The sequence below is a fragment of the Kribbella sp. NPDC026596 genome, from assembly GCF_040638415.1.
Lineage (GTDB): Bacteria > Actinomycetota > Actinomycetes > Propionibacteriales > Kribbellaceae > Kribbella.
Window position 1 is genome coordinate 115,543 of the sequence record NZ_JBEZYF010000002.1, and the last position, 13,377, is coordinate 128,919.

General features: G+C 67.8%; 11 protein-coding genes. 5 read left to right on the forward strand and 6 right to left on the reverse strand.

Going from position 1 to position 13,377, the window contains the following annotated elements; genetic code table 11:
* Window positions 1-192 precede the first annotated feature (192 nt).
* Genes AB0E63_RS02090 through AB0E63_RS02100 form a run of 3 tightly spaced genes read left to right on the forward strand, consistent with a single transcriptional unit; the run spans window position 193 to window position 2,952 of the window.
* Window positions 193-993, forward strand: a complete 801-nt coding sequence (locus tag AB0E63_RS02090; RefSeq protein ID WP_360359914.1) for a CPBP family glutamic-type intramembrane protease — start codon at window positions 193-195, stop codon at window positions 991-993.
* Window positions 990-1,724 carry a hypothetical protein gene (locus tag AB0E63_RS02095; RefSeq protein WP_360359916.1) on the forward strand — a complete coding sequence of 245 codons (735 nt, stop codon included), beginning with the start codon at window positions 990-992 and terminating at the stop codon, window positions 1,722-1,724. Before AB0E63_RS02090 ends, AB0E63_RS02095 begins: the two co-directional genes overlap by 4 nt.
* Window positions 1,725-1,743: 19 nt before the next feature.
* Entirely contained in the window at window positions 1,744-2,952 is a 1,209-nt protein-coding gene (locus AB0E63_RS02100; protein ID WP_360359919.1) for a cytochrome P450, read from the forward strand.
* Between the two features lie 39 nt (window positions 2,953-2,991).
* On the opposite strand, the gene AB0E63_RS02105 is transcribed toward AB0E63_RS02100, so the two are convergent.
* Window positions 2,992-4,434, reverse strand: a complete 1,443-nt coding sequence (locus tag AB0E63_RS02105) for a hypothetical protein (protein WP_360359922.1) — start codon at window positions 4,432-4,434, stop codon at window positions 2,992-2,994.
* Window positions 4,435-4,689: 255 nt separating this feature from the next.
* Between AB0E63_RS02105 and AB0E63_RS02110 the strand changes: the two genes are divergently transcribed.
* Window positions 4,690-6,111, forward strand: a complete 1,422-nt coding sequence (locus tag AB0E63_RS02110) for a HAMP domain-containing sensor histidine kinase (protein ID WP_360359925.1) — start codon at window positions 4,690-4,692, stop codon at window positions 6,109-6,111.
* Here AB0E63_RS02110 and AB0E63_RS02115 read toward each other — a convergent pair whose 3' ends face one another.
* The 5 genes from AB0E63_RS02115 to AB0E63_RS02135 are packed head-to-tail and all read right to left on the reverse strand — an operon-like array spanning window position 6,112 to window position 11,318.
* Entirely contained in the window at window positions 6,112-7,026 is a 915-nt protein-coding gene (locus AB0E63_RS02115; protein ID WP_360359928.1) for a PmoA family protein, read from the reverse strand.
* Window positions 7,026-8,150 (reverse strand): Gfo/Idh/MocA family oxidoreductase, encoded by a 1,125-nt coding sequence (locus AB0E63_RS02120; protein ID WP_360359931.1) that lies wholly within the window; start codon window positions 8,148-8,150, stop codon window positions 7,026-7,028. Before AB0E63_RS02120 ends, AB0E63_RS02115 begins: the two co-directional genes overlap by 1 nt.
* A 25-nt stretch (window positions 8,151-8,175) precedes the next feature.
* Window positions 8,176-9,501 carry a sugar ABC transporter substrate-binding protein gene (locus AB0E63_RS02125; protein ID WP_360359934.1) on the reverse strand — a complete coding sequence of 442 codons (1,326 nt, stop codon included), beginning with the start codon at window positions 9,499-9,501 and terminating at the stop codon, window positions 8,176-8,178.
* Window positions 9,502-9,520: 19 nt separating this feature from the next.
* Window positions 9,521-10,405, reverse strand: coding sequence for a carbohydrate ABC transporter permease (locus AB0E63_RS02130; RefSeq protein ID WP_360359937.1), 885 nt, complete (start codon window positions 10,403-10,405; stop codon window positions 9,521-9,523).
* Window positions 10,395-11,318, reverse strand: a complete 924-nt coding sequence (locus AB0E63_RS02135) for a sugar ABC transporter permease (RefSeq protein ID WP_360359939.1) — start codon at window positions 11,316-11,318, stop codon at window positions 10,395-10,397. The genes AB0E63_RS02130 and AB0E63_RS02135 overlap by 11 nt, the downstream gene beginning before the upstream one ends.
* A gap of 212 nt (window positions 11,319-11,530) precedes the next feature.
* On the opposite strand from AB0E63_RS02135, the gene AB0E63_RS02140 reads away from it, so the two are divergent.
* Window positions 11,531-13,279 (forward strand): hypothetical protein, encoded by a 1,749-nt coding sequence (locus AB0E63_RS02140; RefSeq protein WP_360359941.1) that lies wholly within the window; start codon window positions 11,531-11,533, stop codon window positions 13,277-13,279.
* The last annotated feature ends 98 nt before the right edge of the window (window positions 13,280-13,377 follow it).

Genomic DNA, 13,377 nt, shown 5'->3' on the forward strand with positions numbered 1-13,377 from the left:
GAAACCCGAACCCCTCCTTCACCGGTTGCCCGGTCTGCCGAACGCGCCCGGCGGCGCGAGTCTCGAGGTAGACCCCTGGAGGCACCCGTGAAAACCCGCATCATCCAGAACCAGCCTGACGACGACGGCACACCGCCACCGGCCAGGCAGCCCGCACCCGCCGGCAATCACTCTTCCGCAAGGAGATCCGTCATGTCGTTCATCCGCAACCACCCCGTGGCCAGCTTCTTCGTCCTGGCCTATGTCCTGGCCTGGGCAGGCATCCCGTTCGGGAGCTTCTTCGCTCCCGGCGCCCTGATCGCCGCCCTCGTCGTCGTCTCCCTGACCGAAGGTCTCGCCGGCCTGAAATCCATCGGTGCCCGGATGATCCGCTGGCGGGTTCGCTGGATCTGGTACGTCGTCGCGATCGCCGTACCGCTCCTCGTGCACTTCGTGACGATCGGGATCAACCAGGCCCTGGGCGCACCGGCGCCCGGCTCCGGCCAGTTCACGCCCTGGTACGGCATCGCGATCGTGATCGGGATGAACATCGTCAACCCGACCGGCGGCCCGTTCAGTGAAGAGCCGAGTTTCCGTGGTTACGCCCAGCCCCGGCTGCAGGCGAACCGCACCCCGCTCGCCGCGACCGCGATCATGGCCGCGGCCATCACCGGCTGGCACCTGCCCCTGTTCTTCATCTCGTCGTTCGGCCTGCAGCCCTTCGAGGCGCTGACCACGGTCGCGGTCACCTTCTGGTACGCGTGGCTGTTCAACCACGCCGCCGGCAGCGTGCTCATCACCCTCATCGCGCACGCCACCGAGGGCAGCATCAACACCGAAGACCTCTGGCCCGCCGGCGTGGACGCGACGCGGGAGACGTGGCTGTACGTCGCCGTGTGGTGCGCGGTCGCCGTCGTCCTGCTGATCGGCAGCCGCCGCTTCTGGACCAGTCCCGCACCAGCCGAAGCCGTCGAACCGCGCCATCAGACCAACGTCACGGAGACAGTCTCATGACCACCACAGTCCCTACTCCTGCAGTCCGCCGCTCGTGGAGTGGCTGGCGCACCTTGCTGGTCGTCGCGGGATCCATTGCCGGCCTGGTCAGCGTCGTCCTGTTCGCGATCGGCGGCTTCGGGCTGTGGGCCCAGCAGCAGCGCGACGGCAACGGCTACTACACCGCGGGACCGGAGCGGGTCAGCACCGGCACGTCGGCGTTGGTCTCACCGTCGCTCGACATCGGCGGCACCGGGCCGGACGCGTTCTACACCGACGATTTCCTCGGTGAGGTCCGGGTCGACTTCGCCTCGACCTCCGGCGCGCCGGTGTTCATCGGTATCGGGCCGGCCGCCGACGTCGCGGCGTACCTGGACGGCGTCGGCCACGACGAGGTCGTGGACTTCGATGTCGATCCCTTCAAGCTCTCCACGACGGCCCGCGCCGGCGACAAGCCTGCCGCGGCACCCGCCGGCCAGACCTTCTGGGTCGCCTCCGCCACCGGCACTGATTCCAGCACCCTCACCTGGACCGCCAAGAGCGGCGACTGGTCCGTGGTGATCATGAACGCCGACGGTTCGCGGAACGTCGCGGCCGAACTGAGTATGGGCGGAACCGTCCCCGCCGTCGAAGGCATCACCGTCGGCTCTCTCGTCGGCGCCGTCCTGATGCTGCTCATCGCCGCCGCCCTCGTCATCCCCGCCTTCACCACCCGGCGCGCCGCGCCGGACCGCGAGCGAAGGGTTACCTAACTCGCTTAGGGTCGTGAATATGTCGGAGCCGGTACTGCAGATTCCGTTCGAGGATGCGTTTCGGTTCGATCCCTCGCCGACGTTCGCCGAGCTCCGGGAGAACCAGCCGGTGGCGCGGGTGCGGACGTTGGCGGGGGCCGAGGTCTGGCTGGTGACGCGGTACGACGACGTGCGGATGGTGCTCGCGGATCCGCGGTTCTCGCGGGCGGCCGTCGTCAAGCAGGGCGCACCGCGGGTCGCGCTGGCCAAGCCGATGCCGAACAGCCTGACCACGACCGACCCGCCGGAGCACACCCGGTTGCGGAAGCTGGTGTCGTCGACGTTCGCGCACCGGCGGATCGAGCGGACCCGGCCGTGGGTGGCGGACCTCTCCGCACAGCTTGCCGGGGATGTGGCGAGAGCCGGGGACGGCGCCGACATCCGGCAGCTGGTCGCGTTGCCCTTGCCGATCCAGGTGATCTGCCAGCTGCTCGGCGTACCGTACGAGGACCGCGAGCAGTTCCGTGAGTGGACCGAGCTCGGGTACAGCATGAAGATGGCCGAGAAGGATCTGGTCGAGGACGCGATGACCAGTCTGACGGCGTACATCGAGGACCTGGTCACCAAGAAGCTCGCGAACGCCGACAAGCCGGCCGAGGACCTGCTCGACGAGCTCGTCCGCGCCCGCGAGGAGGGCGACCGGCTCAGTCAGGAAGAGCTAATCGCGTTCGGGGTGAACCTGCTGGTCGCCGGCCACGAGACCTCGGCGAACCAGATCTCGAGCTGCGTCGCGACGTTGCTGCGATGGCCGGAGAACTGGGCGAAGCTCGTCGACAACCACGAGCTGGTCCCGTCGGCGATCGAGGAGCTGCTGCGCTTCAACCGCTTCAGCGAGGTCGGTCAGTTGCGTGTCGCGGTCGAGGACCTCGAGCTGCACGGCGCACAGATCAAGGCCGGCGAGGGCGTGATGGCCGCGCTCAACTCGGCCAACCGGGACCCGCGCGCGTACGACGCTCCCGACGAGCTGCGGCTGGATCGGCCGGACAACAAGCACCTGTCGTTCGGCTTCGGGCCGCACTTCTGCCTGGGTGCGCAGCTGGCCCGGATCGAGCTGCAGGAGTCGTTGCTGGCCCTGGTACGGCGGTTCCCGCGAATGAGCCTGGCGAAGCCGGCCGAGGAGCTCGAGTGGCGGCGCGTGCTTGTGAGTGGCCTCGCTGAGCTGCCGGTGAACCTCGGCCTCGAAGGCTGAGATCCACCGGCAGGTCGTTCAGTTCTGCGACGTACTGATTCAGTTTTGCGAAGTGAAGGCCAAGCCGTGCTCGGCCTCGTACTGCTCGATGAAGCGCGCGGCCATCGGCTCGCTCGACGCGATCGCATCGGCCAGCTTCTTCGCCGTACGCTCGTGACCCTCCGGCCAGTCGGACAGCAAGGCCCACGCGCGCATCCGCTTCTTCTCCAGCGCGGTCGGCTCCGGCTGGTCGTCCGCCGGCTCGGCCTTCTGGGCAGCCGGCTCGGGGTTGACGACCGGAGCGGTGATCAGCGCCGGCGGCTGCGTGTCGGTCGCGTCGGCGAACGGCGACGGCGGCTGCGGCTTCTGCACCACCGGCTCGGCCTTCGGCTGCGGGGCCAGCGGCTTGAGCTTGGCAGCCCCGTTGCGCTGGGCCCCGTTCGTCGCGGCGCCGTTGCTCGCGGCACCGTTCTGGGCGCCGTTGGACTGGACGACGTGCTGCGGTTCGCTCTCGTCCTCGACCACGACCGCCTCGGCGACCGACTCGTCGGTGCTGTTGATCGGCTGGTAGTCGACAGCCATCAGCTCACCGGTCCAGGCGTCCTCGTCGCGCAGCGACAGGCCGCCGTCGGTCCGGATCTGCTGCGGCTTGCCACCCTCGAGCACCCAGACCGCCGCGCGCAGGTCACCGCGCTCCTCGAGCTCCGCCGGCTCGGGGGGCGGCGAGATCGCCTTGGTCAGCTTGTTGGTGATGACCTCGTAGTTGATCCGCTCCTCGAGCATCCCGGCCAGCCGGTCCGGGTCGTACGTCGTCTCGGCGATCTTCGCCAGCCGCTCGTCCTGGTGCTCGGACCGGATGTACTCGGCAACGGTCCCGGCGATGGCCTCGCGGCGGCTCCGGTTCCGGATCTGGTGATGAGCCGCGCGGAGGCTCTCGTACAGGCCGTAGCCGTGCTCGATCGCCAGCGACCGGGCCAGCCAGGTGACCCGGGGCTCGCGGGCCCACTGGATGACGCCGTACACCGGGCCGGTCTCGCGCATCTGACCCGCGCGCCGCAGTGCGTCGCGGCGACGGGCCGAGCTGTGGATCAGCCAGAGCACGTAGGCGAACGCCGACAGGCCGCCGAAGCCGAAGGCGAGGAACCGCTCCTCCGGGCGCCAGTGGCCGACCACGTTGAAGACGACCGCGACGAGCGCCGCGAAGAACGACATCGCGCGGTAGGCGTAGGCCTGCTCACCCTTGCGCCGGCGCAGGTCGGCGAGCGCGGCGGTGGCGACACCACCGAGCTCGAGCACCGCGACCGCGGGCGTCACGAGGAGGATCTTGAGGAACGTCGAGAAGCCGGAGTCCGGCCAGGGGATGTGGGTCACGCCGGCCCAGACCTGGCCGACAAGTGCAGCCGCGGCCGCAGTGGCGTAGAAGGCGTAGGCGACCTTGTCCGCACCGGTTAGGGGTACGTTCGCCAGTTCGCCAGTACTGGGATTGCTGGTGTTCTCCTGCAAGACGTGGTCTCCTGACCGGTTTGGGCTCTCCGGCAGTTTCGTCGGGAATGGTAGTACGGCGACCTCTCCCCCGAATGGGCGCTGCACGAGGCTACCGGTTTCCGGCCCCGATAGGGGAGGCGAATCCGGAAAACGTCTCGAACCTCCCCACTCTCACCGACCTTCACACCTCCCAATTCATTTAACTGTGACCTTCACAGGGAGGTCACAGGGAAATCGGAGGGTGTCCGAGGGGTGGGTGCTCATGCTGGGGGCATGAGGTCGAGGTGGGGGTTCGCGGCGCGCTCGTTGAGCGTGCGGGTCGCGGCGGCGATGGTGGTGCTGGTCGCGGTGGTGAGTGTCGTGATCAGCGTGCTGACGACGGCCGCGATCAGTTCGTACCTGACCAAGCAGTTGGACAGCAAGGTGCAGGCGTCGCAGGGCCGGGCGATCGGGGTGCTGACCAAGGGCGGCGGTGGCCCACCGGGGGATGCGCCGCACGGGCAGGACGCGGGCACGGTGACCGCCTACCTGACGCCGTCGAGTGCCAGCGGCAACGTCATCACCGCGGACGGCGTGGTGGCGGACCTCTCGGACACGGCAGTGTCCGTACTCGACGACGTACCGGTTGATGGGACGAACGACACCGTCGACCTCCCGGGGCTCGGGGAGTACCGAGTGCACGCGTCGCAGTTCGAGGGGGTCACGGTGGTCACGGGGCTGCCGACGAAGGACATCGACGACACGATCAACAGCCTGATCGGCTGGGAGGTGCTCTTCGGCGGCATCGGCGTACTGACCGCGGGTGGCGTCGCGGTCTTCGTCGTACGGCGTCAATTGCGGCCACTGCGCCGGGTCGCGCAGACCGCCCGCGAGGTGGCCGGCCTACGACTCGACACCGGCGAGATCGGGTTGACCGCACGGGTGCCGGACCAACTCACCGACGAGCGGACCGAGGTCGGCCAGGTCGCCGTCGCACTCAACACCTTGCTGGGCCGCATGGAGCACGCACTCGACGCCCGCCACCGGAGCGAGCAACAAGTCCGCCAGTTCGTCGCCGACGCCTCCCACGAACTCCGCACACCCCTGACCACGATCCACGGCTATGCCCAACTAAGCCTCCGCCAACGCGATCCCGAGCTCTACACCCATGCCATGGGCAAGGTCATGGTCGAGGCCACCCGAATGGCCTCCCTGGTCGAAGACCTCTTGCTACTGGCCCGCCTCGACGCCGGCCGGCCGCTCGACCTCCGGCCCGTCGACCTCAACCGGCTGGCGCAGGACTCGGTGACCGACGCACGGATCGTCGGTCCCGACCACCATTGGGCACTCAACCTGCCGCCGGAACCCTTGGTGGTCACGGGCGACGAGCAGCGGCTGCACCAGGTCGTGGCGAACCTGCTCAGCAACGCCCGGAGACACACGCCGGCCGGGACCACCGTGACCGTCGGATTGATGGCCGACGACCGCCATTCGGCCGTCCTCACCATCCACGACGACGGCCCCGGCATCCCGGCCGACCTGCAACCGAACGTCTTCGAACGCTTCACCCGCGCCGATGCGTCACGCACCCGCGACTCCGGCGGCTCGGGCCTGGGACTGTCTCTCGCTCAATCCATCACCGAGGCCCACGGCGGCGTCGTCACGGTCACGTCCCGTCCCGGCGACACGTGCTTCACGCTCGCTCTGCCTCGCTGACTAGCCGGCGGTGAGGGCCTTTTGGGCTTGGGCTGCGAGGGTTTTGGCTCGTTGGTCGTCGGAGAGGCCGTCGGCAACCAGTACGGCGTACTTCAGTCGGAGGGTCTCGCCCGCGGTGAAGGGGAGCTCTTCGGAGAAGAAGGGGGCCGGGCAGACGGCGGCGAAGTCCTCGGAGCGGACGAACCACTCCGGTGGGTGCCGGACGTTGTCGGTGGCATCGGCGACGATGATCGTCGAGGCGGTGTCGGTTTCGTCCTGGCGGGCGGTGAAGCCCATCCACGGTGCGCGCTGACCGCGGAGCTCGTCGCGGCCCTTGCCCTGCGGGGCGAGGATCGTGCCGTTGGTGAACGCGCGCGGTCCACGCCAGAACAGACCGCCGTAGCCGGCGTTCGGCCGGCCGGCCGTGGTCGGGCTGCCGATCTGGATGGTCTCGCCGGAGACGTTCGTCATCGCGGTCTCGTAGACCAGCACCCAGCCGTCGTCCGCGAGCCGCGCGGTGATCGTGCGCGCCTCGTCGACGACATGCTTGCCGCCCTGGGTGTGCCAGGACAGCTGGTGGGCGAACCGGACCTCGTCATCGGCCACGTCGAGCGCGTCGACCCGGTCGTGGTCCTGCGAACCGTTGTTGTCGAGCGGCTTATACCCGTTCTCCTTGGTGAACGTCGGCCCGCCCCAGAAGTTGTCGTGCCCGAAGTGCGGCAACGACCAGGACATCCCCTTGTGCCAGAGGTGGTCCCAAGGCCGGTACACGCTGACCAGGTCGCCGGTCAGCGTCCGGATCGGGTGGAAGTACGGTCGCGGCGACTCGTACTGCGGATCGTCCGCGTTGTAGACGTAGGTGAACAGCTCGCCATCGCCCGCCGTCACCTGGATCGAATGTCCGACAGCGTGGTTACAGCCGAGGTTCTGCGTCATCAATTCTCCCGTGTCGCTGGAATACTCCAGGGCGCCCCGAGTTCGCTGAACAACGCCAGCTCGTCCGAGGCCCGATCGATCCATTGCTCGACGTTGAGCACGACCGGATGCCGTTCGAGTTCTTCGTCCTCCCACCGGATCAGCCCGGCCGGGATCTCGGCCGGGTCCTTCGCCGTCCGCACCGCCTCGACGACGCGGGTGAATCCACCCGTCGCCTCCAGCGGGCAATACAGCGGTACGGCGGGATCCGCACGATGAGCGAGCAGGTTCTCCAAGAGATCAGCCCGCTCGTACTTCGTGGTCCCCGCACTGGTTTCGAGGGTGTCGGACGCATACCGCAGTACGGCGCGCCCCTGCGAGCCGTGCACGATCACGGCCGGCTCGAGATGCTCCGCGGCGCACAACGTGACCGCGATCAGGATCGTCGTACCGCGGCCGGTGACGATCCGGACCGTGGACGTGTCGTCGGACTCGATCGCGTTCGCCCGGTACAGCTCGGTCTCCACCGACCGTACGTCGTCAGCACCCGTCGACCCGTCGAGCAGCAAGGCGGCCGCGGTCGCGTGGGCCAGCGGGTTCGTCACCGCACCGTCGACCACCGCCACACCGTCGAGCGTCCGATGCCCGGCCCACCGGGCCCGCTGGAAGTACCGCGCCTTCCGAACCCACTTGCCCACGGCACTGATCCCGCGGATCTCGCCAAGCCGGCCGTCGGCAACCATTCCAGCCAGCGTCAGCGTGGCCTGGGACGCCTGCGCCTGGAAGCCGACCTGACAGGCCCGTCCGGTCTCCGCGACCACCGCGGACAACTGCTCGAACTCGGCCAGCGACGCGGTCGGCGGCTTCTCCAGCAGTACGTCGACCCCCGCGCGCATCGCCAGCGTCGCCAGCGGTACGTGCGTCTGGATCGGCGTACTGATGATCACCACGTCGACCTCGGTCGCCGCGAGCAGCTCGTCCAGACCACCGAAGACCTGCACGTCAGGCGGCAGCTCCGTGGCCGGCTGCGGATCGGCCACGGCGACCAGCTCGGCCTGGCCGGCCGCGGCGAGCCGGGCCACGTTGCGAACATGGGAGGCCCCGTGGCCGTGGATTCCCACCACGGCCACGCGAGGCCCCGTCATCGACAATCAGTTGCCGATAGCAACACTATTTCAGCTCCCCGTTGACCTCGTCCAGGAACTGCTGGGCCGCCTTGTCGGGGGCGAGCCGGCCGAACAGCACCTCGGTCGTGTAGCGCTGGATGATCTTCTCCACCTGACCACCACCGACCGGCGGCGCCGGCGACGGCTCGCCGAGGTCCTTGCCGATGTCCTGGATGAACTTCGCGGACGCGGCGTCGGCCGGCTGCAGCTTCGGCGTCACCTCGGCGCGGATCTCGGTGTTCGGCGGCACGCCCCGCTCGGCCAGCAGGATACTCCCGGCGGCGGTGCTGTTGGCCAGGTAGTTGACGAACTCGCCGGCCTCCTTCTGGTGCTTCGTCCGGGACGAGATCGACCAGAACATGGAGCCCTTGTAGTAGGAGCCGTTCGTACTCGCGCTGCCGTCCGGGCTCGGGATCCGCAGCAGCTTCAGCTGCTGGCCGGACGCCTTGCTCAGCGCGTTGAGCTGGTTGCTCCAGACGAAACTCATCGCCAGCTTGCCCGTCGCCATCGCGGACTGGTCGAGCGGCGCGTTCATGTCCTGCGCGGTGAACTCGGCCGACGGGATCGCCTTCGAGTCGCGCAGCTTCAGCACATAGTTGTAGAAGTCGGTCGTCTTCTCGGGCGAGACGCCGAGCTTGCCGTCCTTGGTCCACAGCGACTCGCCGTGCTGGCGGGCCCACAGGTTGAGCGCAGCCTCGTTCGTACCGGGTGCACCGGTGCCCCAGGCCTTGCCGTTCATCTTCGTGGAGATCTCGGCGGCGATCCGGTTGAAGTCGTCCCAGGTCCACGAGGTGTCGTCCGGGATCGCCACGCCCGCGGCCTTGAAGACAGCCGGGTTCGCGATCACCGCGAACGAGTTGATCCCCGCGTTCAGGCCGTACAGGCCGCCGTCGAACTCACCGGCGCCCAGCGTGTCCGGCTCGAACTTGGCGGTGTCCAGCCCGTTGGCCTTCTTCAGGTCGAGCAGCGCGCCGCGGTCGGCGTACTCGCGCAGGTACTTCTCGTCCATCTGGATGATGTCCGGCGCGTCGTTCGCGGCGACCGTGGTGGCGAGCTTGTCCCAGTAGCCGGCCCACTCGCCGAACTCACCCTTGATGGTGACGTTCGGATGGTCCTTCTTGTAGGCGTCGATCGTCTGCTGGGTCAGCTTGGTCCGGGTGTCCGATCCCCACCAGGTGAAGCGGAGCGTGACCGGACCGTCGGCGGACGAGCTGCCACCGCCGCCGGAGTCACCGCCACAGGCGCTCGCGGCGAGCAGGGTGGTAGCGATCGCGACGGCGGCCAGGCCTCGCAGGCGCCGGCCCGCGGTGGGTGGGATGTGCGGCCTCATGATGTGCACCTTTCAGGGGTTACTTGATGCCGGTGGTCGCGATGCCCTTGATCAGGAACCGCTGGCCGAGCAGGAAGGCGAGGAAAACCGGGACGAGGGAGACAACCGACATGGCGAACATCGACCCCCACGACGTACTCGCGGTCGCGTCGACGAACGACCGCAGGGCGACCGGCACCGTGTACATCTTCGGGTCGGTCAGGTAGATCAGCTGGCTGAAGAAGTCGTTCCAGGTCCAGATGAAGGTGAAGATCGCCGTCGTGGCCAAGGCCGGCACCATCAGCGGCAGGATCACCCGCAGGAAGATCCCGCCCCGGCCGCAGCCGTCGATCCGGGCGGCTTCGTCCAGCTCGCGCGGGATGCCGCGGATGAACTGCACCATCAGGAAGACGAAGAACGCGTCGGTGGCGAGCAGCTTCGGCACGATCAGCGGCAGGACCGTGTTGATCCAGCCCAGGTGCGAGAACAAGATGTACTGCGGCACGATCACCACGTGAATCGGCAGCATGATGCTGAGCAGCATGATCGCGAACCAGAACTTCTTCCCGGTGAACTCCAGCCGGGCGAACGCGTACGCCGCCATCGAGCAGGACACCAGGTTGCCGAGGATCGCGCCGAACACGACCAGCGCCGAGTTCAGCAGGTAGCGGGTGAACGGTTCGGTCAGTGCGTTCCAGCCGACCCGGTAGTTCTCGATCCGCAGGTCCTTCACCAGGATCCCCGGGTCCCGGAAGATCTCGTTGCCCGGCCGCAGTGAACTGACCACCATCCAGATCACCGGGTAGAGCATCACCAGCGCGGAGGCCGCGAGGGCGACGTGGATCACGACCGGCCGGACGCGAGCCCAGCTGATCGGGGCGGACCGCCGCGCGGCCATCGTGCCTCGGAGCGTTTCAGTCGTCATAGAACACCCAGTACTTCGAGGCGAAGAAGTTCGCCGCGGTGAAGACCCCGATGATCACGAGCAGGAACCACGCCATCGCGGATGCGTAGCCCATGTCGAAATTGCCGAAGCCCCGGTCGTAGAGGTAGAGCGTGAAGAACATGGTCGAGTCCGACGGCCCGCCGCTGCCCCCGGAGACGACGAACGCCTGGGTGAACGACTGGAACGCGTGGATGATCTGCAGCACCAGGTTGAAGAAGATGATCGGGGTTAGCAGCGGCAGCGTGATGCTGAAGAACCGGCGCAGCGTGCCGGCGCCGTCCACCGACGCGGCCTCGTAGTACATTGTCGGGATCTGCCGCAGGCCGGCCAGGAAGATCACCATCGGCGACCCGAACGTCCAGACGTTCAGCACCACCAGCGTGCCCAGCGCCGTACTCGGGTCGGAGATCCAGCCCTTGCCGTCGATGCCGACCAGGCCGAGCACCTGGTTGAACAGCCCTTCGGTGCCGAACACCTGACGCCAGAGGACCGCGATCGCGACGCTCGAGCCGAGCAGCGACGGCAGGTAGAAGACCGACCGGTAGAAGGCCATCCCGCGGACACCGCGATCGAGTACGACGGCCAGCAGCAAGGCGATCGCGAGTTGCAGCGGCACCGAGACGAAGACGTAGGTGAAGGTCACCCGGAGCGAGTTGTGCAGCCGCTCGTCGGACAGCATCCGGGTGAAGTTCTCCAGCCCGATCCACTGCGGCGCCTGGATCAGGTTGTAGTCGGTGAACGACAGGTACAGCGAGGCCAGCATCGGCCCGATCGTGATCAGGAACAGTCCCAGCAACCACGGCGCGAGGAAGAGGTAGGCGGCCAGGTTGTCCTTCTTCTGACCGACCGGTTTCTTCCCCCGGAGGCTGCCGAGCTCACCCAGCGCACTCATGGTTTCTTACCTCCGGAAAGGACAGGGCAGGACCCGGAAAGCGCTTGCCTTGGCCGGTCAAGTTAGTACGAGAAACCGGTTTATGCAAGGGCTCGCACGCTCCCGGAGTGACCGGATGCGGACGGACTGCGAGCTATTGACAGGACAAAGTCGCGGGGTGACAGTTCTGATCATTTGGCAATCGCTTACCGACCTTCCGTGGAGGCCGCCCGATGCTGCGCCGTACCTTCCTCGCCGGTTCGCTGACCACCCTCACCGTCGGGGCGCTGCACTCGACCGACGCCGCGGAGGCGACAGTGACTGCTGTGGACGAGGACTTCCTGACCCTGCTGACCAACGCCAACCAGACCCAGATCCCGCTGGTGCTCGCGAACTACCAGAACACCTCAGACAGCATCCGGACGGTGGCGCGCAAGGCTCGCCGGCTGATCTCCGGGTACGTCTGGGGCCGGTCGTCGTACCACCACGACGCGTCGCTGCTCGCACCGCTCCAGTGGCTGGTCGAACAGTTGGCCTCGCGACAGCACGACGACGGTTTGTACGACGTCGGCAACCTGCACTCACCGCCCGACAGCGCGTTCGCGATCCAGGACGTCTGCACGCTCTACGCCCTCCTCGACGCCGACGACCAAGCAGCCACCCAGGGGCACCGCGCAATCCTCGCGACGGTGATCAAGAAGGCCGGGCCTGCGCTCGCGGCCGGCGGTGTGCACACACCGAACCATCGCTGGGAGGTCTCGGCCGCGTTGGCGCGGACCCATCACCTGTTCCCGGACCGCCGGTACGCCGCGCGGATCGACGACTGGCTCGACGAGGGCATCGACGCGACTCCGGACGGGCTCTACAGCGAGCGGAGTTCGACGTACGCGGCTGAGGTGACGAACCCGTGCCTGCTGACGATCGCCTGGCTGCGTGACAAGCCCGAGCTGGTCGACTACGTACGGCGCAACCTCGAGACGACGCTGTACCTCCTCGAGCCCAACGGCGAGGTGGACACAACGGCCTCCCGGAGACAAGACCAGAAGGGCATCCGGGACGTCTGGTGGTACCTGACCCAGTTCCGCGAGCTTGCCCTGCACGCCGACGACGGCCGGTTCACGACCGTTGCCAAGAGCATCGAACAGCGTGGGACCGGTGAGCTGGGCGACTTCCTTGCCGAGGTGCTCGAACGACCGGAACTGGCGGCCGTACTCCCGGCGGCAAAACCCGCGCCGACCGACTTCGTCCAGCACTACCCCTCGCAGGCCTCGGCCCGGCTCCGGCGCGGCGCCCGTACGGCGACAGTCTTCGGCGGAACCGACTTCCACGACATCCCAGTGATCTCGTCCGGGCTATCCACCAACCCGACGTTCTTCAAGCTCCGGCAGGGCGCTGCGATCCTCGACTCGGTCCGGCTGTCACCACAGTTCTTCAGTACCGGTCATTTCCGCAGCGACGGGCTGCGCCGGACCGGCCCGAGCACGTTCAAGCTGGGCGATGAGGTGAAGGTTCCGTACCACCTGCCGCTGCCGAAGCGGTACCGGCGGGCGGATGGCCGGTACGCGCTCACGCTGGACGGCCGGTTCTACGCGTCGATGGACTTCCCGCACCGGCCGAAGCAGTACCGCTCGCTGCGGACCGAGGTCACCGTGGTCGAGGTCGGCGACGGGTTCGACCTTACGTTCGAGCTGGACGGTGACGAGACCGCGTACGCGATCGAGCTCTGTTTCCGGGCCGGCACGTTGGCCGGTGTCGAGGCGTTGGATGCCCCTGGCAACTATCAGCTGGTGTCCGGGACCGGGAGTTACACCGTGGGCTCCGACCGGATCGAGTTCGGGCCGGGGAGTGGCGCCGCGCGGGTGCCGATGGACCCGGGCGAGCGGTTCACCTACCTGAACGGCAGCCTCACCCCGGACGGCCTCCGCGTCTACCTCACCGGACGCACTCCAAACCGGCAGGTGCTGAGATTGCGCACCTCGTAGCGAAAGCCCTTTGTGCGGGACGCGCGGCTGTGCTGCAGACCTGATGATTCGTATTATCACTGGCGTCTGGCTTGACCCTTGTCCGGTGGCCGGGCTAC